The organism is Desulfomarina sp. (assembly GCF_054039375.1).
On record NZ_JBPLBA010000128.1, the window covers coordinates 19,906 to 44,137 of the forward strand.

Annotated in this window: 21 protein-coding genes, 1 tRNA gene and 2 other RNA genes; 16 read left to right on the forward strand and 8 right to left on the reverse strand. The window is 47.6% G+C overall.

Features of this window, described 5'->3' with window-relative positions:
• Positions 1–11 precede the first annotated feature (11 nt).
• The 10 genes from rpsR to ACXLDX_RS07440 all read left to right on the forward strand — a co-directional run bounded on the left by rpsR (position 12) and on the right by ACXLDX_RS07440 (position 9,586).
• On the forward strand, positions 12–257 hold the full coding sequence (rpsR, locus tag ACXLDX_RS07395; protein ID WP_228856950.1) for a 30S ribosomal protein S18: 246 nt from the start codon (positions 12–14) through the stop codon (positions 255–257).
• A 17-nt stretch (positions 258–274) separates the two neighbouring features.
• The gene (locus ACXLDX_RS07400) at positions 275–1,246 is read left to right on the forward strand and encodes a DUF2232 domain-containing protein (protein ID WP_457576551.1); all 972 of its coding nucleotides are present in this window, start codon (positions 275–277) and stop codon (positions 1,244–1,246) included.
• A gap of 145 nt (positions 1,247–1,391) precedes the next feature.
• Positions 1,392–1,847 (forward strand): 50S ribosomal protein L9, encoded by a 456-nt coding sequence (gene rplI, locus ACXLDX_RS07405; protein ID WP_457576552.1) that lies wholly within the window; start codon positions 1,392–1,394, stop codon positions 1,845–1,847.
• A gap of 330 nt (positions 1,848–2,177) precedes the next feature.
• Positions 2,178–3,545 (forward strand): replicative DNA helicase, encoded by a 1,368-nt coding sequence (gene dnaB / locus ACXLDX_RS07410; protein ID WP_457576553.1) that lies wholly within the window; start codon positions 2,178–2,180, stop codon positions 3,543–3,545.
• A 66-nt stretch (positions 3,546–3,611) separates the two neighbouring features.
• Positions 3,612–6,101: a leucine--tRNA ligase gene (gene leuS, locus ACXLDX_RS07415; protein WP_457576554.1), complete on the forward strand. Its 2,490-nt coding sequence runs from the start codon at positions 3,612–3,614 to the stop codon at positions 6,099–6,101.
• Between the two features lie 62 nt (positions 6,102–6,163).
• A complete protein-coding gene (gene lptE, locus ACXLDX_RS07420; protein WP_457576555.1) occupies positions 6,164–6,688 on the forward strand; it encodes an LPS assembly lipoprotein LptE in 525 nt (174 codons plus the stop codon).
• 189 nt (positions 6,689–6,877) lie between these two features.
• On the forward strand, positions 6,878–7,801 hold the full coding sequence (gene dusB / locus ACXLDX_RS07425) for a tRNA dihydrouridine synthase DusB (protein WP_457576556.1): 924 nt from the start codon (positions 6,878–6,880) through the stop codon (positions 7,799–7,801).
• Positions 7,802–8,058: 257 nt separating this feature from the next.
• Complete coding sequence (locus tag ACXLDX_RS07430) at positions 8,059–8,661, forward strand: class I SAM-dependent methyltransferase (RefSeq protein ID WP_457576557.1); 603 nt, start codon at positions 8,059–8,061, stop codon at positions 8,659–8,661.
• 467 nt (positions 8,662–9,128) lie between these two features.
• Entirely contained in the window at positions 9,129–9,368 is a 240-nt protein-coding gene (locus ACXLDX_RS07435) for a hypothetical protein (RefSeq protein ID WP_457576558.1), read from the forward strand.
• A 14-nt stretch (positions 9,369–9,382) separates the two neighbouring features.
• Complete coding sequence (locus ACXLDX_RS07440) at positions 9,383–9,586, forward strand: hypothetical protein (RefSeq protein ID WP_457576559.1); 204 nt, start codon at positions 9,383–9,385, stop codon at positions 9,584–9,586.
• Between the two features lie 218 nt (positions 9,587–9,804).
• Here the strand turns inward: ACXLDX_RS07440 and ACXLDX_RS07445 are convergent, their stop codons facing one another.
• The gene (locus tag ACXLDX_RS07445; protein WP_457576560.1) at positions 9,805–10,704 is read right to left on the reverse strand and encodes a hypothetical protein; all 900 of its coding nucleotides are present in this window, start codon (positions 10,702–10,704) and stop codon (positions 9,805–9,807) included.
• A 243-nt stretch (positions 10,705–10,947) separates the two neighbouring features.
• Between ACXLDX_RS07445 and ACXLDX_RS07450 the strand changes: the two genes are divergently transcribed.
• A complete protein-coding gene (locus ACXLDX_RS07450) occupies positions 10,948–11,844 on the forward strand; it encodes a GGDEF domain-containing protein (RefSeq protein WP_457576561.1) in 897 nt (298 codons plus the stop codon).
• Between the two features lie 33 nt (positions 11,845–11,877).
• On the opposite strand, the gene purF is transcribed toward ACXLDX_RS07450, so the two are convergent.
• The 7 genes from purF to ACXLDX_RS07485 form a co-directional block, all read right to left on the reverse strand.
• Entirely contained in the window at positions 11,878–13,299 is a 1,422-nt protein-coding gene (purF, locus tag ACXLDX_RS07455) for an amidophosphoribosyltransferase (protein ID WP_457576570.1), read from the reverse strand.
• A gap of 174 nt (positions 13,300–13,473) precedes the next feature.
• Positions 13,474–14,628, reverse strand: a complete 1,155-nt coding sequence (locus tag ACXLDX_RS07460; RefSeq protein ID WP_457576562.1) for a M20/M25/M40 family metallo-hydrolase — start codon at positions 14,626–14,628, stop codon at positions 13,474–13,476.
• A gap of 38 nt (positions 14,629–14,666) precedes the next feature.
• Positions 14,667–15,863 (reverse strand): 2-C-methyl-D-erythritol 4-phosphate cytidylyltransferase, encoded by a 1,197-nt coding sequence (gene ispD / locus ACXLDX_RS07465; RefSeq protein ID WP_457576563.1) that lies wholly within the window; start codon positions 15,861–15,863, stop codon positions 14,667–14,669.
• A gap of 35 nt (positions 15,864–15,898) precedes the next feature.
• An RNA gene (gene rnpB / locus ACXLDX_RS07470) (RNase P RNA component class A) lies at positions 15,899–16,256 on the reverse strand.
• Between the two features lie 151 nt (positions 16,257–16,407).
• Entirely contained in the window at positions 16,408–17,127 is a 720-nt protein-coding gene (locus ACXLDX_RS07475; RefSeq protein ID WP_457576564.1) for a zinc ribbon domain-containing protein, read from the reverse strand.
• Positions 17,124–17,966 (reverse strand): Nif3-like dinuclear metal center hexameric protein, encoded by an 843-nt coding sequence (locus tag ACXLDX_RS07480; protein WP_457576565.1) that lies wholly within the window; start codon positions 17,964–17,966, stop codon positions 17,124–17,126. Before ACXLDX_RS07480 ends, ACXLDX_RS07475 begins: the two co-directional genes overlap by 4 nt.
• 202 nt (positions 17,967–18,168) lie before the next feature.
• A tRNA-Ile gene (locus ACXLDX_RS07485) sits at positions 18,169–18,245 on the reverse strand.
• Between the two features lie 244 nt (positions 18,246–18,489).
• Here ACXLDX_RS07485 and ACXLDX_RS07490 point away from each other — a divergent pair.
• The 5 genes from ACXLDX_RS07490 to ssrA all read left to right on the forward strand — a co-directional run bounded on the left by ACXLDX_RS07490 (position 18,490) and on the right by ssrA (position 24,196).
• Positions 18,490–20,352, forward strand: a complete 1,863-nt coding sequence (locus ACXLDX_RS07490; protein WP_457576566.1) for a M48 family metalloprotease — start codon at positions 18,490–18,492, stop codon at positions 20,350–20,352.
• Positions 20,324–21,205 carry a deoxyribonuclease IV gene (locus tag ACXLDX_RS07495; protein WP_457576567.1) on the forward strand — a complete coding sequence of 294 codons (882 nt, stop codon included), beginning with the start codon at positions 20,324–20,326 and terminating at the stop codon, positions 21,203–21,205. The genes ACXLDX_RS07490 and ACXLDX_RS07495 overlap by 29 nt, the downstream gene beginning before the upstream one ends.
• Before the next feature lie 171 nt (positions 21,206–21,376).
• Positions 21,377–23,182, forward strand: a complete 1,806-nt coding sequence (locus tag ACXLDX_RS07500; protein WP_457576568.1) for a GspE/PulE family protein — start codon at positions 21,377–21,379, stop codon at positions 23,180–23,182.
• 134 nt (positions 23,183–23,316) lie between these two features.
• Positions 23,317–23,775, forward strand: a complete 459-nt coding sequence (gene smpB, locus ACXLDX_RS07505) for an SsrA-binding protein SmpB (RefSeq protein ID WP_457576569.1) — start codon at positions 23,317–23,319, stop codon at positions 23,773–23,775.
• 54 nt (positions 23,776–23,829) lie between these two features.
• Positions 23,830–24,196, forward strand: a transfer-messenger RNA (tmRNA) gene (gene ssrA / locus ACXLDX_RS07510).
• The last annotated feature ends 36 nt before the right edge of the window (positions 24,197–24,232 follow it).

Here is a 24,232-nt window from a genome sequence, read left to right on the forward strand (position 1 = left end):
AGGGCTTGATTATGGCACAACGACCACAAAAAAAATTATTCTCACGAAAAAAAGTCTGCCGTTTCTGCGCTGATAAAGAACTGACTATCGATTACAAAGATGTAAAAACTCTACGTAACTTTGTCTCTGAAAGGGGAAAGATAATTCCACGACGAATTCTCGGGACATGTGCAACTCACCAGCGTCAGCTGTGTGAAGCCATTAAGCGGGCCAGGCAGATCGCTTTTCTGCCCTACTCCGGCTCATCGCAGAATTAGGAAGACAGAGGCACAATGTGGATGAGAGTACCGCAGAAAATCCGGAAATCAGAAGTATATTAAGAACTATTCTTATTTTTTCAGTTGCGCTGGTACTGCCCGGACTGCAGTGGACACTCTTTGGCTGGCTGCATATGCTCCTTCCCTTGTGCGTCTTTTATCTGCTCGGCAGATACGGTATGCGTTCCGGAAACAGAATGGTTATTTCTTCTCTGGCACTGGCTTTTCTGGTTTATCTGCTGGCTCGTCGGGTCGATTTTTTTCTCCTGTCAGTCTCCCTGCTGCCGGTGAGTTATATTCTTGTTCAATCAGCCCGACGCAGAGAATCCCCGGCAATCAGCGGCTTGAAAGGGGTAACGGTTCTAGCCGGATGCTGGATACTGGCATTTGCAGGTCTGTCCATTGATGCAGAGACTTCTTTTTACGCTCGACTGCTGCTCACCCTTGATAAAGGGATTGGAGAGGCACTGCAATACTACAGGACCAGTGAAAACATCAGTTCTGATTCGCTCCTGCTGCTTGAAAACACACTGCAGCAGATGAAAATCATTATCCCGGTAATAATGCCGGCCATGCTTGGCAGCTTTATTTTGCTGATAACATGGTTCACCATGGTTTCCGGCAATAAACTGGTTACAAGAACATGTGGATGGGCTCCCTGGGAACAATATCGTTACTGGCAACTTCCGGATAAACTCATCTGGTTTGTCATTTTTTCAGGAATGTTCATTCTGATACCTGCATCTCCCATGAGGAGTTTCGGGATCAATGCTCTCATTCTACTGAGTATAGTATATTGTTTTCAGGGTCTTTCAATCGCAGTATTTTTTCTGGAGAAATGGAATATTCCAGTTTTTTTCAGATCATTTTTTTATATTATGATTATTTTTCAGTCTTTTGGTACGGTTCTTCTCCTCGTTGTCGGCATTGGCGACATCTGGCTGGATTTTCGTAAACTGCACCATGATTCTGAAGAATCCGGTGAATAAATAATAACAGGTTCAGGCTGAGTGCAGCTCTAAACTTATAAAATTTCAATACTTTTAACCCGACATACAGAAAACAGAGGTTTCAGGGTAGCAGAAAAACTCATTCTGAGTCGGATTATAAGCACACATATAACAGGAGTTTAAAATGGAACTCATTTTAAAAGAAACAATCAGCTCTCTTGGACGTGAAGGTGATGTTGTTACCGTTAAAGACGGTTATGGCAGAAATTACCTGCTTCCCCAGGGAAAGGCCATGCTGGCCAACGAACAGAATCTTGCCATTCTGGCCAGAAACAGAGCCGCAATTGAAGCAAAGCTTGAAAAAGAGCAGAAACTCGCCGAAAAAACAGCTAAAAAGATTTCAGCCCTTAATATTGAAATTGAACAGCTTGCGGGAGATGATGATCGACTTTTCGGTTCAGTCACCAACGCGGACATCTGCGAAAAACTGGCTGATTTAAACGTTAAGATGGATAAACGGCAGATTCTCCTGGCAGATCCGATAAAGACCCTTGGCGAAACAAAGGTTCAGGTTAAAGTTGGGTTTCAAATGACTACTGAGATCACTGTCAAGGTTGTTCCTCTGCAGACAAAAGAGTAATTTTGCAACTGCTCACAGACACCGCAGATTTTTGCAGTTTTTTTTGTTCGCATTTGGTTGCCTGTGCAGACAAACAAAAACCGTGAAAATCTGAGGATACTTATGAGTAATTACCTTGGACCTGCACTTCAGCAGGTTTTCAGTTGACATTACTTCGTCCCCTGTTACTCTCCTGAGAGAGCTGGCAGTCAGGTCTTTTGGGAGGTATAAAACCGCTCAGGACTTCCCGGACATATAATACAAAACACACCTTAAGGTTCTTCCTTCATGGTGTGTTTTTGTTTCTTTATTGAGTCCCACTTACTCTGTCGAATGGATGGATATTCTTCTATGGATCAGCCCCGTGGCCAGATAGTTGCCGGTAGGATGCCCCCTCAGAATATTGAGGCTGAACAGGCTGTTCTCGGCTCGATTCTTCTCAAAGCCGATACTTTCGGCAAGGTCCTTGAAATAATAAAACCGGAGGACTTCTACAAAGATGGTCACAGGCTCATTTTCGAGGTAATGATTGATCTTTTTGAAAAAAATGAGCCCCAGGATGTCCTGACGGTATCAAATCTCCTCCGGGATACCAACCGGCTCGAAGAAGCGGGAGGAGCCACCTACCTTGCCACCCTCACTTCTATTGTCCCTGTCACTTCGAATATTTCCAGTTATGCTAAAATTATCAGGGAAAAATCAATCCTCCGTAAATTGATAGAGGTGAATACTGATATTGCCGCCAGATGCTATGAGGAACAGAACGACATTGATATTCTTGTGGACCAGGCTGAACAGGCGATTTTTGATATTGCCGGCAAAAAAAGCGGACAAAATTTCACTCCAATAAAATCGATTGTTCCAGAGGCTTTTGCCACTGTTGAACAGCTGTACCAGAGAAAAGAGCTGATAACCGGAGTTCCCACCGGTTATATCGACATTGACAAAATGACTGCGGGCCTGCAACCATCCGATCTTATTATCGTTGCTGCCAGACCTTCCATGGGAAAAACTTCTTTTGCCATGAATATAGCCCAGAACGCAGCCCTGGTTGAAAAAACAGGTGTGGCCGTTTTCAGCCTGGAAATGTCGAAAGAGCAGCTTGTCATGCGACTTCTCAGTTCTGCCGGCCGTATAGACTCCCAGCGAATCCGTACCGGAAAACTGCAGAAAGAAGACTGGACAAAATTAACACGGGCAGTTGGTATGCTCTCTGAAGCACCCATTTTTATAGACGACACTCCTGCCATCTCCGTCCTTGAAATGAGGGCCAAGGTACGAAGACTTGCCGCTCAACATGATATCGGTCTTATTATTGTCGATTATCTCCAATTGATGAGAGGGAGAGGAACCATTGAAAACCGGACCCAGGAGATCAGTGAAATTTCCAGATCCCTGAAAGCTCTTGCAAAGGAGCACAATGTTCCGGTAATTGCCCTTTCCCAGCTAAATCGCAGCCTGGAAAGCAGGACTGACAAACGACCCATGATGTCTGACTTGAGAGAATCCGGTGCAATTGAACAGGATGCCGATGTTATCTGTTTTATATACCGTGACGAAGTCTATAACAAGTCAGAGGATAACCCGGAAAGAGGTATCGCCGAAATTATTATCGGCAAACAGAGAAACGGTCCCACCGGGATCGCCAGGTTGACATTCATTAAAGAATTCACCATGTTTGAAAATATGAGTATGTACGATGAACAGGAAGGATATTGACTTTCCCATTTCAAAGGTCCGCTTGAAATATTTACAGCAGACCTGCAAGCTTTTTGAGGCCGCAAAATGACAGTGAACCATAAAACAGACAGCAGGTACGATTTCAACACCATTGAAAAAAAATGGCAGAAAATTTGGGAAGAGAAAAAAATCTACCGTGTTGATGAGAAGAGCAATAAAGAGAAATATTACGTTCTTGAGATGTTCCCCTACCCTTCCGGTCGAATTCATATGGGCCATGTTAGAAACTATTCCATTGGGGATGTCATTGCCAGATATAAACGATTGAGAGGTTACAATGTCCTTCATCCCATGGGATGGGACGCTTTCGGCCTTCCGGCCGAAAATGCCGCCCAGAAAAACAACAGTCATCCCGCTGACTGGACCTATTCCAATATAGATTACATGCGCAGACAATTGCGTCGACTCGGTCTTTCCTACGATTGGGAGAGGGAAATTGCCACCTGTAACCCAGAATATTATCGATGGGAACAGTTGCTCTTTATCGAAATGTATGAAAAAGGGATCGTTTACCAGAAAAAAACCAGGGTCAACTGGTGTGAAACCTGCCGGACGGTTCTGGCCAACGAACAGGTCATTGAAGGATGCTGCTGGCGTTGTGACGAAGCTGTCCATCCGAGGGAAATGAGCGGCTGGTTTTTCAGGATCACCGATTACGCTGAAGAACTGCTTGACGACCTTGATCTTCTTAAAGGCTGGCCGGATAAAGTCATTACCATGCAGCAAAACTGGATTGGTAAATCCACCGGGCTTACCTGCAATTTCAGGGTGGATGGCTCAGAGTTGACCATTCCTATTTTTACCACCCGTCCTGATACAATTTTCGGCGTAACTTTCATGTCCATCGCGCCGGAACACCCCCTGTTGGAAGACCTCGTCAAAGGTACGGATAAAGAGGGTGAAGTTATCGAATTTGCAAATGAAATCATCATAGAAAAACAGCGGCAGACTATTGAAGAAGAACCTGAAAAAAGGGGCATCTTTACGGGCAGGTACTGCATTAACCCATTTGATGACTCAAAAATTCCCATCTATGTCGCCAATTTTGTTCTCATGGAATACGGAACCGGTGCAGTCATGGCTGTGCCTGCCCATGATGAAAGGGATTTTGAATTTGCCCGTAAATACGACCTGGAAATACGCCCTGTTGTTCTTCCTGATGATACCGTCCTGGACCCCGCAACCATGGAAACGGCCTCAACCCTTCCTGGCACCCTCGTGAATTCAGGAGAATTCACCGGAATGGATTCTGTCAAGGCCCAGGAGGCAATCATTGACTACGCTGACCGACATGGATTCGGAGGCCCCCATGTCACCTACAGATTGCGGGACTGGGGTATCTCCAGACAACGCTACTGGGGGGCCCCCATTCCAATGGTTTATTGTGAAAAATGTGGTGTCCAGCCGGTAGCCCGCGAGGAACTTCCAGTCCTGCTTCCCGAGGATGCAAAAGGGGAAACATGTTCCCCCCTGCACCAGCGGGAGGCATTTATTGCCACCACCTGCCCGAAATGCGGATCATCTGCCAGGAGGGAAACCGATACCATGGACACATTTATGGAATCGTCATGGTATTTTGCCAGGTATGCCAGCCCCCGTTTCACCGACGCTCCCCTGGACGGGAAGAAAGCTTCTTACTGGCTACCCGTCGACCAGTATATCGGGGGCGTGGAACATGCCATTCTTCATCTGCTCTATTCACGCTTTTTTACCAAAGTTTTAAGAGATCTCGGCTATCTTGATATTGATGAACCTTTCACCAATCTGCTCACCCAGGGAATGGTCATAAAGGATGGCTCCAAGATGTCAAAATCAAAGGGAAATGTCGTCGACCCACACGATCTCGTACAGGAATATGGAGCTGATACAGTCCGCCTCTTCAGCCTTTTTGCAGCACCTCCTGAACGCGATCTGGAATGGAATGCCCAGGGTGTTGAAGGCGCCTCCCGTTTCCTGAACAGGGTCTACAGATTTATTACTGCCCACAGAGAAATACTCGTTCAGCAACACAATATTCCTGCCGAACCGGGCCAGGACGGGAAAACGCTCAACAGAAAGATCCACCAGACCATTAAAAGGGTTACCGAGACAATTGAAAATAATTTCCATTTTAACACAGCCATAAGCGCCATGATGGAGTTGTTCAATGTTCTTTCATCCCTGGTGGGTGATTCCGATGATATCAAAGTTGAACCCGGAATTATAAAAGAATCAGTCACAACCCTGCTCGTCCTTCTTTCTCCAATGGTACCCCACTTCGCCGCAGAAATGTGGGAAATTGCCGGTAACCCTGGAAGCGTCGAGGATCAGACCTGGCCGGTATACGACAAAGAAGCCGCCAGAGAAGAACTGCTGACAATTGTAGTTCAGGTTATGGGTAAAGTGAGATCACGACTCCAGGTTGCTACGGATATCAGTGACGAGGAACTCATAAAACTTGCCATGGCTGATGAAAATGCCAGGAAATTCATAGCAGATAATCCCGTGCGAAAAACAATTGTCGTAAAGAAGAAACTTGTTAATATCGTTATTTGAGATTACCCTTGATGAATATAATTACATTTTTTCTCAAACATGTACAATCCAGGAGAAAACACGTGAAATTCGTAAGCCGCTTCCTGCCTGTTCTTTTTATTTTTACATTTTTGATGGTTTCCTGTGGATATCATAATCCGAATATCTATTCCGGCCCGGACAGATCAATTTATATAACCGAATGGAAAAATCGCACCAACGTAATGGATCTCCATTCCAGGATATACAGATCTCTGACAAAATGGTTCCAGAAATCCTCATCAATTTCCATTGTCAACAGCAAGAAAAATGCGGATCTTATTCTTGCCGGAGAAATTGTTTCCATTGATTTACCGAGTCTCTCTTACGGCATTGACAACACCACCAATGAGGTAAAGGTTCGCCTGCGCATCAGATATATTCTCAAGGAAATTGCCACCAATAAGATTCTCCTCGAGATCCCGAACGAAGTCTGGACCCAGGAGTACCTGAGTGGAACATCTTCCAGTGAAAATGCTGACAATGAGACCGAGGCATTAAATATTATCATCGAGGATCTGGCGCAGAAAATCTATCGTAACTCCATTTCGGGGCTCCCGCAGCTTTGAACAATTAGAATTTTTGTTCGAGATATAAGACGCAGCATAATTAAAAAGCGCAGCCTTTTAACTTGCTTGAGCGTTTTTTCCTGGAACACAGAAACCTGGCGGAACGGCAATTCCCTGGGTGACTTTACAATAGTCGGACTGTTGACTGAATGAGCGGTTACCCTCCTCTAATTTTCTCTTATTTCATCCATGCTTACGATCGCCGGTCTCTCATTTGATTCACCATTTATACTTGCCCCCCTTGCCGGCTACACGGACCTGCCATTCCGCCTTCTCTGCCGCAGGTATGGTGCCGGCTACTCTGTTTCGGAGATGATCAGCTGTCACGGTATTACATACCGTCAGAAAAAAACCCTGGGAATGCTCCAGACAACAGAAGAGGAACAACCCGTTTCTTTCCAGCTTTTTGGCGATGATCCCGATATTATGGCTGAAGCAGCATCAATTATGACCGAACATAACCCGGCCATGATTGACATAAACATGGGATGTCCTGTAAAAAAAGTGACCAGGAGGGGAGCAGGTGCCGCACTGATGTCTGAACCACAACTTGCGGGACAGATTATAAAAAAGGTGGTCAATGCAACCCCCCTGCCCGTTACGGTTAAAATCAGATGCGGGATCAATGCAAAACAACTCAACGGAGTGGATTTCGCCCGTATGGCGGAACAGGCTGGAGTATCAGCCATTGCAGTTCATGGCCGCACATGGAGCCAGGGTTTTTCAGGCAGTGCCGACCATGCCGTCCTTGCGGAAATAAAGAAATCCGTGATGGTTCCGGTCATCGGAAACGGTGATATTCTCACCTATAATGACGGACTCAAACTGATGAAGGACACAGGATGTGACGGTGTAATGATCGGCAGAGGTGCCCTGGGAAATCCATGGATTTTTTCAGGCAAAAACAGACCGGATAGTTTTAAAAAAATCAAAACTGCAGCACTTGAACATCTTGACCTTATTGAGCAGTTCCTCCCCGCTGACCGTGTTCTTGGGTATATAAAAAATCATCTCAGCAGGTATTTTAAGGGATTGCCCGGCAGTTCCAGAATCAGGCAGAATATTTTCTCCTGCCGCTCAGTCAGAGAATTAAGAGAGGAAATACTGGAGTAAAATTCACCTTTTCTTTGACCTCAAACAAACATTTATCTGATTACGTACAAAACTCAGCCTGCTATTTGAGAGATTGGGAATGTGCCTGCTTTATCCGGCTGAGTTTGATTGGTAATCAGCATTCCACCTGGGCGTTGCCGGGTCAAATTTAAAAATAACTTTTGTTATTTAGAAGCAAAATATTTGCATTCGTCATGACTCACAGACCGCTTATTTTTGAAAGTTGCAACTGTTCGGCTGGAGGGAGGACTACCGACGTGATTATTGACCCGATGAACAGTTGCTTCTATTCAGACTTTTACACAGAGCACTTTCAGGAATACCATGACCGGACCTTTACGATAGATCCTTCCTCTTTTCTCTCCCTTTTAACCAGGCATCTTCCTGAAAAAGCGACTGTTCTCGATGTTGGATGCGGTTCGGGCCGCGATCTTTGCTGGCTCAGCCGCAGGGGTTATTCTGTAACAGGATTTGAACGATCCCCGGGCCTTGCCCGACTTGCCGGGAAGAACTCCGGATGTCCCGTCATTGAAGGGGATTATCGTAACCATGACTTTTCCCGGATGACCTTTGATGCCATGCTTTTTATCGGTTCACTGGTCCATCTGCACCCCCACGAACTCCCCAGGGTTCTGACAAACATAATCAAAGGGTTAAAACCCGAAGGGTTCCTGCTGATCACCCTGAAAGAAGGACGGGGACGAAACACAGCCGGGGACGGTCGGATTTTCACACTCTGGGAACCACAAAATATTGAAACTGTTTTCAGACTGCTTGGTATGAAAACAGTTGAATTCAGCCGGGATATATCCCCCATCTGCACTGATGATATCTGGCTGAGTTATCTTACAAGATCGTAATTACTCACAGGTACCCCAGCTTTTCACGGTCTCTTTTGTACGCATAGTAGGGTAGGCTATAGCGAACAAAAGAGCCTGCAAAAATCTGCAGCACCTGTAAGCAATTACAGTTCAGAGGTAATAAAATCACATAATTGCTACCCCTGTGAATAGTTACACAAGATCAACAATACCGGGAGGCCCCATTCCGGTATCTGAAGGCACATTTTCTAGAACACAGGACTGAGACAAAACTAAGATAACTTATCTGTTTACGTACAAAACTCAGCCTGGTAAAGCAGGAACATCCACCACCTGGCTCAGCTTTACGGGTAATCGAAATAAAATTTTCGCAACACTTCCCGATAGAGTGATTATATTATTGCATCAGTTCGTGCCCAATCTGCAAGAGTTTCTTGAACAGCGGATATTTTCCCGTTATTGTAATACACACCGAACAGTCACAAATTCTATCAAGAGGTGTTGTTATGGCCAGATCAAAATGTCCTGCTTGTGAGCACCATGAGTTTGAGGCTGTCCATGTCACAACTCCAAAAGGGCATAAGTTTTGCCTGATTCAATGTGTGAACTGCGGGACAGTCGTCGGTGCCCTGGATGATGTCAAAATTACCAATGTAATCAAGAGTGCGGAAAAGAAACTTTCCAAATTTCTTGAAAATCTCAACCGGAAAGTGATTACCGTCTGCAGTCGAAAAAACAACAGCTGAAAATTCAAATAATTATGCCGGATGAAATAGGAAAAAAACTGGTTGCTGCCATGAAAGACCCCAATAACCTGGAGAGTCAGGAATCCATAGCCAAAGCCATGGAGCTGACCAGGGCTTACGCCGCATCAGGGTCAACAACTCACTTCAGTACTGTCACCAAACTGTTTTATGACCTGTTTGAAATGTTTGAGACAGGTAAAGACCCTCGGACAAAATAGGATAATTGCTCACAGGTACCCCAGCTTTTCACGGTCTCTTTTATCCGCATAGATAGGCTATAGCGAACAAAAGAGCCTGTAAAAATCTGCAGCACCTGTGAGCAATTACAGTTGAGAGATAATAAAATTACAGAGTTGCTGCCCCTGTGACTAATTACAAAATAGGGTAACTGCTCACAGGGAATATGATCCATATTAACAGCAGTGCAGTTGCCTGATCAGATAACCGGTGGTTTTCTTCTGAGATACTGGTCAATACAACCTGTATCTGTTTCACAATACTGCAATATCTTATTGAGATAGTTAATATTTTTATCGATATAATCTGTATAGAGGTTACGGTCGATGGAATATCTTTCGCGAAAATGCACCTGCATCGATCTCGAAGTATCAGCAAAGGTGATCCGCAATCGTTTCAGGGCAATATTGTGGTAAAAAGTCACTGTGTGCTGCATCAGATCCAGCGCTGACACAAACCTGGAAGTCCCTCCTTTTTTAATTTCACGGTAAAGGATCGGCAGTGCCTCAAGGTAATAGCGATCGGCCATCTGAGCCAGTATGTCAGCTGTTCCAACTACCCGCCCTGCCAGCATTATCTCCTCTGGATGGCGAAAGAAAGTTGCAGGATCTGCCGAAAGATCTGTGTACTGAATAATTGCCGCGCAATCATCGACGATTTTTCTGTCCAGGTTTTTCAATTCACCATACTGCTCCAGGAAGTGGACAGAACGCTGTTCATGGTTGGCCATATACTCTGCACCGGATTGAGCATCCTCCCCCTCCTGCAGTAACATTCCTGTATCATGGAAATAGGCACTGAGGAGTCCCTTTGTCAACGTATCATTATGAACGGGTGTATTATTGCAGTACAGTCCGTGGAACAGCCGGATTGTTGCCAGAACCACCATCTTGCTATGTCGAAGATCGTGATATTTCAGTGTATTTTTTTTGAACAACGGGTGTTTTCCGGAAAAGAATGAAGACAGATCTCTATCCATGTCCCGGATAAGAGCATTATCGACACCAGGAGAGATTATTGACGCGAGGAAGAGTATTTCATTAAGTGGATTTCCACTGTATCCCCCCTCAAAAATCTTTGTGATATATTCATTATTCATTGTTCATTACCGGCTGACCATATATCGAATATGTCATATCCTTTTCCATTCTATCATTCTTATCGCATAGATACCAACAAATTGAAAAAATATTTCAATGATAAAAGGCTCTCCGGTGATTTTTGCCGGATCACCTCATTAAAAAAAAGTGTGATCTGGACTTTCTTGACATTTACAGTTAGAGTTTTATCTAAAATTATTAAATGCAATAAACTTAATGTTCAGTCTTTTTGATCAAAATATATGGAAGAAAAAAAAGAAAAAATCGTGATTCTCATCGTTGACGATGACGAACTGGTGCGAATGACCCTCAGCGTACTCGTGGGAAGTATGGGGTATCATTGTCTCGTGGCCGGTGATGGTATCGAAGCACTTGAAGTCCTGAAATCAACGGCGATTGATCTGGTCCTGTCCGATGTCGTCATGCCCGGAATGGATGGCCTTGAACTGCTGGCATATATAAAGGAACATCATAAAGATACTGATGTTATTATCTCCACTGGATTTTCGGAAAAGGCAAGCTACGCGAAGGTTATCCACGCAGGGGCGATTGATTTCATAAAAAAACCGATAGATCAGGCGGAACTGGAGGCCAAACTGGCCAGAGCGGTCCGGGAAAGAAAACTGATCCGCAAACTGGAGAGATTGTCGAGACACGATGACCTGACAGGACTGCAGAACCGCAGAGCGTTCAACGAACGTTTCTCCTACGAGGTAGAGAGGGCCCATCGCCAGAATTATCCCCTTATTCTTGCCCTTCTGGATATCGATAATTTCAAAGAATATAACGATAAATATGGTCACCAGGCCGGAGATGAAGTCCTCATCGGACTGGGGAAAATATTGATGGAATGCACCCGGGACAAGGTTGACATGTGTTTCAGACTTGGAGGTGACGAGTTTGCTCTGCTCCTGCCCCAGGCAAGCCCTGACCAGGGAACGGAAATTGTCCAGCGTATCCTGCTCAGTTTCGTGGAAAAGAGTTATGGCAAAACAACACTGTCAATCGGCCTGGTCGCATGCAGACGCAACATGCATCTGGACCGGGCTGAGGATGAAAAACAAATGATCCAGCGGGCGGACGAAGCCATGTACGAAGCAAAGAACAGTGGTAAAAACTGTGTCGTCACAAAAATATGACTTGCCGTAATAATTAGCGTCTGTTTCCCTTCTCTATCCTTCCAGCGCATCCTTATGGAAGGACTTGTCCGGTTCAACCGGATAAATACCATCAAAGCAGGCCAGACAGAACCCCTTTTTTTCCATTCCCGTTGCTTCCACCAGTCCTTCCAGACTCAGATAATGCAGGGAGTCGAGTCCCAGGTAGCCGGCAATTTCCGCCACCTCTTTCTTGTTGGCGATAAGTTGGCTGGAGGAGGGAAAATCGATTCCATAGTAACAGGCATGGCGCGTGGGCGGGCAACTGACGACCATATGCACTTCCTTCGCCCCCGCTTTCCTGAGGGCCCTGACACGACTTTTCCCCGTTGTCCCCCTGATAATGGAATCCTCAACGATAATTACTCGTTTGCCTTTTAAAAAAGAACGCACCGGATTCAGCTTGACCTTAACGTTAAAGTCCCGCATGGACTGGGTCGGCTGGATAAAGGTTCGACCGACATAATGATTTCTGATAACGCCCATTTCCAGGGGAATACCGGAAGCCTGGGAATAACCGATGGCTGCATAATTGCCGGAATCAGGAAACGGCATGACAAAATCCGCATCAATGTGTGCCTCTCTTGCCAGGATCTCACCCATCCGTTTTCGTGTTGTATAGACATTTATCCCGAAAATATCGGAATCGGGACGGGCAAAATAGACCTGCTCGAAAATACAGAAATGGCTGTCCTGCCCGGGCCAGGGAAAAATGGAATGCATTTTGTCCTTATGGAAGATAAGAACCTCTCCCGGTTCAATCTCACGAACGTAATCCGCCTCGATAAGGTCAAGAGCACAGGTTTCGGAAGCAACAACCCAGCCGCCGTTATTCAGTTTGCCAAGGCATAATGGCCTGAAACCGTCCGGATCCCGCACCGCGATCATTGTGTCCCGGGTCATCATCAGCAGGGAATAGGCACCTTTCAACGATGAAAATGTTTCAGTTAAAGCTTTTTCCAGGCCAAACTGACTTGCCCTCGCCATAAGATGAAGAATGACCTCACTGTCCATGGTGGTCTGGAAAATGGAGCCCTGTTCCTCCAGCTTTGAGCGCAGTTTTATGGAGTTGACCAGGTTTCCGTTATGGGCCACGGCAAGGGTCGTACCCTTATGCATCACCATAAGCGGCTGGGTATTGATGACATTTGACGCGCCGGTAGTTGAATAACGGACATGACCAATGGAAATATGCCCCTGCAGCCCCTGCAGGATCTCTTCTGAAAAGACTTCGGGGACAAGCCCCATATCCTTGTGGATACTGACTTCTTTACCATCAGAAGTAACAATACCCGCGCTTTCCTGTCCCCTGTGCTGCAGGGCATAGAGACCGAAATAGGTCAATTTTGACGAATCTTCATGGTTAAAAATACCACACACTCCACATTCATGGGTGGGGCGCTCGGGACGGAGTTGCAAACTGTTGTGATCTGCCATCATGGCCTCTGCCTACCTGTTGTCTGGCGTAAAATAGTAAAGGCACAAAGAGTTGCATCTTTGTGCCTTGGGTTTCAATACAATGAAATTTATATTAAGTTCGGGCGAAATTCAACAGGAAAGAGGTAAAATTGCGGTACAAACCATTATTTCACCCGAAAAAAAACAAATTTGTCACAAATTCAGTGTTGCCAGGGAACAGATAAGCTCAGTGAGGCTGACACAGTCGTTCAGATCAAGTTGTTCATCGACCGTATGGACATGAGTCATTCCCGTTGCTACAATGGCAGTCGGCAGACCATGACCACTGAAAATATTGGCATCGCTGCCACCTCCGGCAATAAGAAATTCCATCTTCCTGCCGATTTTTTCCGCTGCCTGCTCGATTTTTTTCAGCACGGGCGCGTTACGGTCAAGAACCAGGACAGGATATTCTTCCTCAACGCTCCACTCGACAGATGGCCGCAATATGCCGTCCACCTGTTTTTGCGGCGTACTGTCAATCACTTCATTAAAGAGATCGATAACCTCATCCGTATATTTCTGCAATTTCTCCTGGGAATGGCTGCGAACTTCCCCATAAATTGTGATGCACTCGGGAACAATATTGGTGGCAACTCCACCACTTATCAAACCAAAGTTCCTGGTGGACTCTTCATCAAGCCTGCCGACCTTTATTCTGCCGAGAGCCCGGGCCACAAGGGAAAGGGCATTTATCCCTGTTTCCGGATCAAGACCGGCATGGGCTGCTATTCCTCTCACCTCAATTCTAAACCGGTTTGCCGCGGGCGCGCCATAAATGACCCGGTCAATACCGGTGGAATCCAGGGCATAACCGTAGTTGGACTGCAACTTGTCAAACTCCAGATTTTTGGCACCCCGCAGGCCGATTTCCTCGCAGGTGGTAATAATAATCTCCAGGGTGGGGTGAGAAATCCCTTTTTCCTTCAGCAGGGTCATCATCTCAATGACGGATGCAATACCCGATTTATCATCACTTCCAAGCACAGTATCACCTGCACTGGTAAAAATATCCCCCGTACGGACGACTCTGACATTGTCTCCTGGCTGTACCGTATCCATATGACAGGAGAAAAAAAACGGTTCTCCATTTTCTTTCCCCTGTCCATCAAAACGGATAATGAGATTACCGCAATCGGCCCCTGTTGCGCCTGCCGAATTATCTTCATAGATAAAATCCGCACCGAGTTCATTAAACTTTTCTTTCAGCCAGGCGGCAATCCGGCCTTCCTTTTTCGAGGGACTGCTGATTTCGCAGAGAGTGGTGAAGGTTTCAGCCAGACGTTCTCTGTTTATTTCAATTTCCATGCGTTTGGTTTTTTCCTTTAATTTTATAGTCAAGAAATTCAGATATTCACAGAAGCCACAGTTTGTCTGGAAAAAAGGACAACGGCGTGACAGCTTACACCCTCTTTTCTTCCCGTGAAACCCATTTTTTCCGTAGTGGTTGCCTTGATGTTAATCACTTCTTCTTTCACGTTACAGCTCAGGGCGATGATCTTTTTCATTTCGCTGACAAAGGGTGCAAGTTTCGGCTCCTGGCAGACAACGGTAATATCAGCATTGACAAGAAAAAAAGAACGATCAGCAGCCAGCTTGATGACCTTTTCAAGCAGGATGATGGACCTGATATCCTTAAACTGCGCTTCGGTATCCGGAAAATGATAACCGATATCCCCCGCCCCGAGTGCGCCGAGGATGGCGTCGCAGAGGGCATGGGTCAAAACATCAGCATCCGAATGTCCGGCCAGTCCCTGCTCATGGGGAATTTCTACACCACCCAGCACCAGCGATCTGTTGTCGGCAAATCGGTGGGCATCAAAACCGTGGCCTATCCGCATGGTGCTGCTGTCTGTTTTTTCCATTATTTTTTCTGCAAGAATAAGATCTTCCGGCCTGGTGATTTTCAGATTACTTTCCGCACCCTCCGCGAGAGCAACGGGAATTCCAGCCAGTTCCAGCAGGGCGGATTCATCGGTAACATCACGATCTTCCAGCAGTTCAAAGGCTTTACGAAGAAGGGGAAGTCTGGCTCCCTGGGGCGTCTGGGCATGGTAAAGATTCTGCCTGTCCACGGTTGACGCAACCCTTTTTTCCCCATCACTTTTTTTCAGGGTATCTTTTACCGGAACAGCGACAATGGCGGCACCGTCCTGAATAATGGCTTTACAGCAGTTTTCAATGATTGTTTTCGAAACTAGGGGTCGCGCGCCGTCATGAACCAGAACAATATCCACTCCCGCATCAATGGCCTCAAGACCGGCCCGCACGGAATCCTGCCGCCGTTTTCCTCCCGCCACCACCTTGATTTTTTCCCTTTCCCGTCCGGCGAAATAATCATCCAGCAGTACCAAAACCCGGGAAATCCATGCCGCGGAAACAACCACAACAACCTGATGGATATGGTCATTGACGAGAAAAGGACGCAGAGTATGAACAAGTACTGGAGTGCCGGCCAGGGGCAGAAACTGCTTCGGCCGGTTCAGTTTCATCCTGGAACCGATTCCAGCTGCGGGAATTATGGCGGCTGCGGAATATGTCATGGACCACTGGAAAAAAATAATTACTCACAGGGAAAAAAATGGAGCGGGCTGTAAGCCGAATTCTGTACCCTGAAAGGGCCATGATCATTTCACTGGGATGTTGATCACTCAACACCTCTTGCAACCTACCCGGAGATATCGGGCGGGCCGCCCTCAAACATCTCCCTATTTGGTCTTGCTCCGGATGGGGTTTACCCTGCCTTCCATGTCACCATGGAAGCGGTGAGCTCTTACCTCGCCGTTTCACCCTTACCCGGCATTGGCCGGGCGGTCTGTTTTCTGTGGCACTTTCCCCCGGTCACCCGGCGTTCGCGTTACGAACCATCCTGCCCTGCGGAGTTCGGACTTTCCTCTCCGGTCCGAAAAGACCGGAGCGACCATGCACCCGCTCCAAGTTTATACTGTAGCTGGAAACCTTGAAAAATTAAACCTGAATCCTGCGCTTCAGAAATGAAAAAGGTATTATCACTTAATTTCAATGTTCGTTTTCTTTGCCCTGCTGGACCTGCCATCTTCTTCGCTGCAGCCTGCCTGTGAGCAATTACTATTTTTCTTCAACAGGAGGTGTATAATACATGATACGCTGGCAGGTTGGACAGTCAAACATGAGATCTCCCCTGAGCAGCATATTGAATTTCTGCGGCGGAATGGCCATATAGCAACCCTGGCATACTCCGTCTACCACGTTGACCACGGCCAGACCGTTTCTTCGCTCACGCAGAGTGTCATATTTTCGCAGGAGGTTTTCCTTTATCTGCCTGGCCTGCTTTTTCCGCTCATTGTCCTTTGATTTCTTGCCCTTGTTGATCGACTCGATGTTCGTGCGGACCTTCTCTGTCTCTTCAGCAACAAGCTGTTTCTCTCCCTTGAGAAGATTTTTCTCCTCTTCTGCTTTTATTTTCAGCTTCTCTGCCTCTTCCATCAGGCTGATGATTTTTTCTTCGTTTTCCTTGGCACTTTTCTTGGCGTCTTCAATTTCCTTGAGCAGGGCTGTCTGCTCCCGGCCGGTCTGGACCTGCATCATTTTTGACTGGCGCTCCCGGACATGGTTCATTTTCTCCGCCACCTCGTCCTCAAGAGTACGGACCTCCTTTTCGCAGGCACTGATTTTTTCCTGCAGTTCATTGATGACAGCCTCCCTCTTTGCCAGAGCGGAAATCTGTTCGTCGAGTCCGTTTTGTTCGGACTTGATTTTACCTTCTATCAGATCAATTTCCCGGTCAATTGCCTGGAGTGCCACGAGTTGAGCTATATGTTCGTTCAAGATGATTCTCCTGTGTTGGTATTTTGGTAATTTTTATCAATTAAGACGAAAGGATGATTCTCCGTCTCTGATTGTAGAATTGGTATATTCAAGTTCTGCTGCCTGCAGCTGCTCTCAAGTTTTTCGGCAAGAAGCGCAACCGCCGGCTGTTCCGTCGCAAAATGGGTGCCGTCTATAATGCAGAAATTGTTTTCCCTGGCCCAGATTGCGGTGCTGTGTTTGATTTCGGCTGAAAGATAGAGGTCCGCACCCTTCTCCAGGGCCCGAACTGCCAGATCCGAGCCACTGCCCCCACAGAGAGCTACAGTCCGAATCACCTGAGGAAGATTTCCGGCCACCTGCACGGACTGCAGATGAAGAACATCCAGAACCGTCTGTATGAATTTCCGGCCGGAAAGAGGCTTTTTGTATTGTCCAATTCGACCAAGCCCTGTTCCTTCCGCACCATCTCTTCCCGTGGGGAGCAGGGGAGTGAGTCCGGAGAGGCCAAGGCGTCGGGCAAGGATATCGCTGACACCGTCACGGGCTGAATCAAGATTTGTATGACAGCAGATTATGGAGATTTTTCCGGCCAGTGCCCTTTCAAGCAACCTGCCGGCGGGATCCGCTGTATTGATATGGGTAAGGGGTCTGAATATGACAGGATGATGGGTAACAACAGTATTGGCACCCACGGTCAGGGCTTCTTCAAGGAGACCATTGGTGGGGTCAAGGGCCACCAGGATGGAGCTGACTTCCTGCTCCGGATTACCCACCAGAAGCCCCACGTTGTCCCACTGCTCTGCCAGATCAAAGGGAGCATCGTGGTTGAGGCTGTTGACAATATCTTTGACACGCATGCTGTTTCTCAGAATGTCCCGGTAATACAATAAAAAAAGGTACACCCCGCAGGATGTACCTTTTTATTCAACTTGTCCGGTCTGGCTCTCTTTGTCCAAAACGACGCACAAAGGAAAGGGGTGTTATTCCTCCCCTGTGTTGTATGTAAAAAATTTGTTTTTCCAATGATCCTAATGCGTTCTGCCAGATAAATTTTAAAAATGGTGGGCGCAGTAGGACTCGAACCTACGACCGATCGGTTATGAGCCGATGGCTCTAGCCAACTGAGCTATGCGCCCCTTTTCTGACGATGAAACAGTGTATATAAAATGAGTCGATCAAAAAAGTCAATGAAAAACGAGAGAAAAATAAAAATTCCTTATTCGATCCCGAGGGAAATGGTACAGTGATGATCCTTATCCGCCGGTTGCCAATGAGCAAAAGATAATTATTCTCTCAACGATATGGATTGTAATTGGTCACAGGGGTAGCAACTCTGTGATTTTATTACCTCTGAACTGTAATCATAATCCCGCAACAGCAATGTATAATAATTTACTTTACTTCCTCATCGCCATCTTTCTGTTCAGCGTGGACAGCATACCCACAGAACCTCTTCTCCCCGCCTGGCAGGGAGGACTTGTTTTTCTCCTGCTGCTGCTGGGCTATAATCGCATAGCCAGGCGAGCCTACCGACAGCCGACGGCGGTAAGTTCAGCCGGATATTTCGGCACCGAAAAAAGATTGTCCATCCTCGCGCTCTGTTTTTTTGCTGTATCCCTCTACAGCTGCGACCCCAAATTTTACCTTTCACGTCTCCCCGGCGCGGGTCTCATGCCCGCTCTGGTCAATATTCTCGGTCTACTGATTTTTGTTCTTTTCCTGATCCTGATGTGGCGGGCGGGCAGGGAAAACTACCAACGGATATTTGACAGAAAATACTCGGTATCCGGCTTTGTTGTTGCTAACCTGAAGGTGAACCTGCCCATAGTTCTGCCCTGGATCATATTATCACTCTGTTATGACCTCCTGGCCCTCCTGCCTTTTCCCGGATTGCAGAAATTTGCCGGTTCCCAGTGGGGAGACCTGCTCTTTTTTGCTGTTTTTCTCGGTTTCGTCATCCTCTTTTTCCCTCCCCTTGTCCGCAAATTGTGGGGATGCAAAAAACTTCCCGATGGCTTCTTGAAAGAAAGGCTCGAGCTTTTCTGCGGGCGCCTGGGCTTTTCTGCCGATTTTTACCTCTGGCCCCTCTTTGAGGGAAGGGTTCTTACCGCAGGTGTGGTGGGGATCGTCCCCGGCCTGCGGTATATTCTCATTACCCCGGCTCTTCTGGAAACCCTGAGTCTGGAAGAACTGGAAGCGGTCATAGCCCATGAACTCGGCCATGTGAAAAAACGACACCTGCTCCTCTATGTCCTTCTCATAGCTGGATTCAGTCTGCTGGCCGGTCTTGTCGCTGAACCCATGGTCTACCTGGTGCTTTCCATTGATCCCCTCAACCGGGCAATGATGTATTTCAATATGAGCGCTGAAAATATCCTGACCATGGCCGGGGCAATACCCCTGCTTTTTTTTATGATTATCTATTTCAGGTACGTCTTCGGCTATTTTATCCGCAATTTCGAGAGACAGGCCGATCTGTTCACCCTGTCAGCCGTAGGCAGCGGCCGGCCTCTTATTGCCGCCTTTGAAAAAATCGCACTTCTCAGTGGCGATATACGGGATCAGCCGAACTGGCACCATTTTGGAATCGGTGAACGCATTGCCTGTCTGGAGGAGGCGGACAGAGAGGTTGCCCGGGTAGAACGTCATAACAGAAAGGTGCGGTACAGCCTGATAGCGTACTGCTGTGTCATGGCACTGTCCGCCCTGCTGCTTTCCCGAATCCCTACGGACGAGCTGGCCAGAAGGTACCAGGAAAACTACGCGGAAACCTTTCTCCTGCAGAAAGTCAAGCAGGAGCCGGAAAGGGCCCTGTGGCAACGACTGATCGGAGACCTCATGCTCAACCGGAAGATGGAGAGAAAGGCGCTGGAAGCCTATGAAAAGGCCTACTCCATCGAACCGGCCAATCCTGAAATCATGAACAATCTTGCCTGGCTGCTTCTGACCAGCGAAGACGTGTCTCTACGGGATCCGGAAAAAGCCATGACCCTGGCCAGGGGGGCGGCTGCCCTGGAGCCGAAACCCCATATCCTTGACACTCTGGCGACGGCTTATTGGGCCATGGGACTTGTGGATGAAGCGGTGAGAATCGAAGAGGAGGCACTGAAAATTGACAGTGCCCAGAAGCGGTTCTACCAGGCCCGCATCGCAAAATTCGCCAGTGAATCCTACGAGGATGAGATCGCTGAACTCAAGAAAAAAGGAAGAGAAAATGAGAATGCAATCCCAGGAAAACCATGAGAAATGCGACCTGAAACTGGGCGCCCATGAGTCGGTAGCGGGGGGACTCTACCGTGCCTTTGAGAGAATTGAAAGGGTCGGTGGAAAGGCCCTGCAGATCTTTACCCGCAACCAGAGGCAGTGGAAACCGGCTGATCTGCAGGAGAACGAGGTTGACCTGTTTCGTCAGGCGTGGAACAAAAACAATATTCCGGTGGTTTCCCATGCTTCATACCTGATCAATTTTGCCACCGGCAAAAAAGAATTGCTGGAAAAATCAGTCAACGCCTTTATCCTGGAACTGCAGCGGTGCAGCCGGCTCGGAATTAAGCATGTGGTCCTGCATCCCGGCTCCCATGGAGGGGATGGGGTTGAGGTGGGCCTTGAACGTGTCGTGGCCGGTCTTGACAGGGCCATGGAGGAAAGTGAAACTGAAGTCGGGGTGCTGATCGAGACAACGGCAGGCCAGGGAACCGGGCTGGGACGGACCTTTGAAGAGCTGGCCTTTATCCTGGACAATTCAAAAAACAAAGAAAGATTAGGGATATGTGTCGATACATGTCATATATTCGCTGCCGGATATGATATACGCAGCAGGGAAAGCTATACCAGAACATGCGCGCAGCTGGAAGAGACAGTCGGCCTGGCCAGGGTAAAATTTATTCACCTGAACGATTCAAAAAAAGAACTGGCCAGCCGGGTGGACAGGCATGAGCATATCGGCAAAGGTGCCATAGGGATCGAAGGATTCGAAAACCTGCTCAATGACCCCCGGTTGAACAAAATCCCCATGACTCTGGAGACACCCAAGGGTGATGACCTGCAGGAAGACATTGAAAATCTGGCAACACTTCGGACCCTTATACGCAGGTAAAGAGAATTTTGGTTGCAAAACCCGACGCAAAAGTAGACAATAACTCTATTACAACTCAGAGGTAATAAAAACATAGAGTTGCTACCCCTGTGAGGGGTTATCTTTTTTGTATTCTTATGGATATCCTTATCATCAGGATATTTTCCCGGTTACAGTTAACAAGTGGTTCATATGAAATTTCTCAACAGCGATGCCCTGCTCGATCTTCTGGTGTCGCGCAAAGTCCTGACACCGAAACAGCGAAAATTTATCATCCTGGAAAAGGGCAAGCAGCGCCAGAAACTGCTCAGGCGTGCTGCCAGAGAAGGGATGAAGGATAAGGATTATCCCGATCTGGTTGATATTGTCACCGCCTTTCAGTTTGAACTGCCCGGAAACAAGGAGAGGATTGTTGACGAGGAACTGATCATCAGGACCGTTGCCAGGGAAAAGAAACTGCCCTTTAAGAAACTGGATCCTCTGGAACTCGATATGGAGGTGGTAACCAGCACAATTCCCAGGAATTTTGCCATACGCCAGCTTATTCTTCCGGTGAAAATGTCAGGAGAAATCCTGGATGTGGTGGTCTACCACCCGGACTGTGAAACGGTTCTGGCCGATATCGAGCAGGCCAACCAGGTCAGTGTCCGCCCGGCTCTCGCCACAAAATCCGATATCAAGCGGATCATCTCAGAATTTTTCGGCTTCCAGAAATCAATCAGTGCCGCTGAAGATCAGTTCACCGTCTCTTCCGACGGAGGTTCCATTGATATCGGTAACCTGGAGCGGTATGTCAAGATTTCTTCGTCCAGGGAAATCACCTCTTCCGACCAGCATATTAAAAATGCTGTGAACCATATTTTTCACTATGCCCTGGACCAGAGGGCCAGCGATATCCATATCGAACCGAAGCGAAATATCTGCATGGTCCGTTTCCGGATTGACGGCACCCTGCACACCATCTATAAACTGCCCAAAGCTGTACACTCCGCCATCACTTCACGGATCAAATTTCTTTCCCGACTGGATATAGCCGAAAAACGTCGGCCCCAGGACGGCAGAATCAAGATCGGCGGTAACGGAGACCGTGACGTGGAGATCAGGATTTCCACGGTCCCCGTGGCCTTCGGAGAAAAGGTGGTCATGCGGATCCTGGATTCGGAAATGATCTTCCAGAAAATTGAAAACCTCGGCTTTTCCAAACGGGACCGGGAAGTGTACAATTCGTTTATCCACGCGCCCCACGGAATTATTCTGGTGACGGGCCCCACCGGCAGCGGAAAGTCCACCACCCTTTATTCAACACTTAAGGAAATAGCCACTCCGGAAAAAAACATCATTACCGTTGAAGATCCCGTGGAAATGGTCCACGAAGAGTTTAATCAGATCGCGGTGCAGCCGCTCATTGATGTCACCTTCTCCACTATCCTGCGTAATATCCTCCGTCAGGACCCGGACATAATCATGATCGGTGAGATCCGGGACCAGGAAACCGCCCGCCATGCCGTCCAGGCTGCCATGACCGGGCATCTTGTCTTTTCAACCCTCCACACAAACGATGCCGTTTCCTCCATCGCCCGACTGCGTGACCTGGGCCTGCAGCCATTCATGATAGCCTCCACCCTGCTGGGCAGCATGGCCCAGCGACTGGTGAAAACGATCTGCCCCGCCTGCAGTGAAGAATATGAAATATCCCGCGAAGATCTTGTGAAGATGGGGTTTCCCGTGGCCGGTGCCGGAAAAATCACCTTGAAGCGAGGCAGGGGATGCAGGGAATGCAGGGGAACGGGCTACAGGGGGAGATGCGGGGTTTTTGAAATATTTCCAATCAGTTCAAAGATCAAACGAATGGTCAGTGACAATGAACCCACTTTTGAAATGACCCGGGTTGCAATCCGCGAGGGAATGACTACATTACGCGAGGATGCCTGGAACAAGGTGCGGGCGGGGATCACTACCTGCGAGGAAGCATTGCGGGTGACTTCGGCTCAGTTTTGATTTTATTGTTTATCCGAAAATCCGCGGCTGAAGGTTTTATTGCCGCAGTCGGGATTTTCATTGGTTTTTTGTGGCCGAGCCATAGAGTCCGGCCATGCCGGTTTATCTGAAAATCCACGGCTGAAAGCAGAGAGATGGGAATAAAAATAATTGCCAAAAATAAAAAAGCCTACCACGACTATCATATTGATGCGAAATATGAGGCGGGAATGGTGCTTTCCGGGCCGGAGGTCAAATCCCTGCGGGCGGGGAAGGTGAACCTGCGTGACGGCTATGCCAATGTTGATTCCCGCGGAGAAGTGATGCTCTACAATGTACATATTTCATCCTATTCCTTTGCCACCCACAACCCCAACGAGCCGCTCAGGGTGCGCAAACTCCTCCTCAATAAACGGGAAATCAAAAAACTGATCGGTAAGTTGAAGGAAAAAGGACTTGCCCTGATACCACTTAAGATTTACTTTAAAGAAAACGGCAAGGCCAAGGTGGAGCTGGGACTCGCCCGCGGTAAAAAACAGTACGACAAGCGGGCCGCGCTCAAGGAAAAACAGAGCAAACGTGAGTTGCAGCGGGTCATGCGCCGAAACAGTTAACAACACAGAGTTATTTATTAATCCTGTGGGCAATTACAAAAAACAAGTCAAAAAGGGGGCGAAACGGATTCGACGTGGATGTGTAAGCTCATCGTTGCATGCCGAGCTTCTATTTGCTCGTAAAACCGATAGAACTTTAAATATAATCGCAGACGATTATAACTACGCAGTAGCAGCTTAATACCTGTCATACTGCCGTCCCACCGGCTTTCGCCCGTAAGGCCGGATTCGGGGCGTCGACTCAACGGGCTGGTTTCCTGACGGCTGACTGTCAATCAGGAAACGAGATTCAACAGTCTAGTACCGGGCCCGCTTCGTTTCCACGGCATGCCCGGTGCGAAACCTCAAGCTGGAAACTAAGCATGTAGATACGGGAGGGGAGCATTTGCGGACGCGGGTTCGACTCCCGCCGCCTCCACCATCAACCTTTTGACAAACCGATTCTGTTGCCGAGTCC

What these genes read in the sequence shown, in the direction of transcription:
- rpsR (WP_228856950.1), top strand. Translation starts at nt 12, where the DNA reads ATGGCACAACGACCACAAAAAAAATTATTCTCACGAAAAAAAGTCTGC.
- rplI (WP_457576552.1), top strand. Translation starts at nt 1,392, where the DNA reads ATGGAACTCATTTTAAAAGAAACAATCAGCTCTCTTGGACGTGAAGGT.
- dnaB (WP_457576553.1), top strand. Translation starts at nt 2,178, where the DNA reads ATGGATCAGCCCCGTGGCCAGATAGTTGCCGGTAGGATGCCCCCTCAG.
- leuS (WP_457576554.1), top strand. Translation starts at nt 3,612, where the DNA reads ATGACAGTGAACCATAAAACAGACAGCAGGTACGATTTCAACACCATT.
- dusB (WP_457576556.1), top strand. Translation starts at nt 6,878, where the DNA reads ATGCTTACGATCGCCGGTCTCTCATTTGATTCACCATTTATACTTGCC.
- ACXLDX_RS07435 (WP_457576558.1), top strand. Translation starts at nt 9,129, where the DNA reads ATGGCCAGATCAAAATGTCCTGCTTGTGAGCACCATGAGTTTGAGGCT.
- ACXLDX_RS07440 (WP_457576559.1), top strand. Translation starts at nt 9,383, where the DNA reads ATGCCGGATGAAATAGGAAAAAAACTGGTTGCTGCCATGAAAGACCCC.
- ACXLDX_RS07445 (WP_457576560.1), bottom strand. Translation starts at nt 10,704, where the DNA reads ATGAATAATGAATATATCACAAAGATTTTTGAGGGGGGATACAGTGGA.
- ACXLDX_RS07450 (WP_457576561.1), top strand. Translation starts at nt 10,948, where the DNA reads ATGGAAGAAAAAAAAGAAAAAATCGTGATTCTCATCGTTGACGATGAC.
- purF (WP_457576570.1), bottom strand. Translation starts at nt 13,299, where the DNA reads ATGGCAGATCACAACAGTTTGCAACTCCGTCCCGAGCGCCCCACCCAT.
- ACXLDX_RS07460 (WP_457576562.1), bottom strand. Translation starts at nt 14,628, where the DNA reads ATGGAAATTGAAATAAACAGAGAACGTCTGGCTGAAACCTTCACCACT.
- ispD (WP_457576563.1), bottom strand. Translation starts at nt 15,863, where the DNA reads ATGACATATTCCGCAGCCGCCATAATTCCCGCAGCTGGAATCGGTTCC.
- ACXLDX_RS07480 (WP_457576565.1), bottom strand. Translation starts at nt 17,966, where the DNA reads ATGCGTGTCAAAGATATTGTCAACAGCCTCAACCACGATGCTCCCTTT.
- ACXLDX_RS07490 (WP_457576566.1), top strand. Translation starts at nt 18,490, where the DNA reads ATGTATAATAATTTACTTTACTTCCTCATCGCCATCTTTCTGTTCAGC.
- ACXLDX_RS07495 (WP_457576567.1), top strand. Translation starts at nt 20,324, where the DNA reads ATGAGAATGCAATCCCAGGAAAACCATGAGAAATGCGACCTGAAACTG.
- ACXLDX_RS07500 (WP_457576568.1), top strand. Translation starts at nt 21,377, where the DNA reads ATGAAATTTCTCAACAGCGATGCCCTGCTCGATCTTCTGGTGTCGCGC.
- smpB (WP_457576569.1), top strand. Translation starts at nt 23,317, where the DNA reads ATGGGAATAAAAATAATTGCCAAAAATAAAAAAGCCTACCACGACTAT.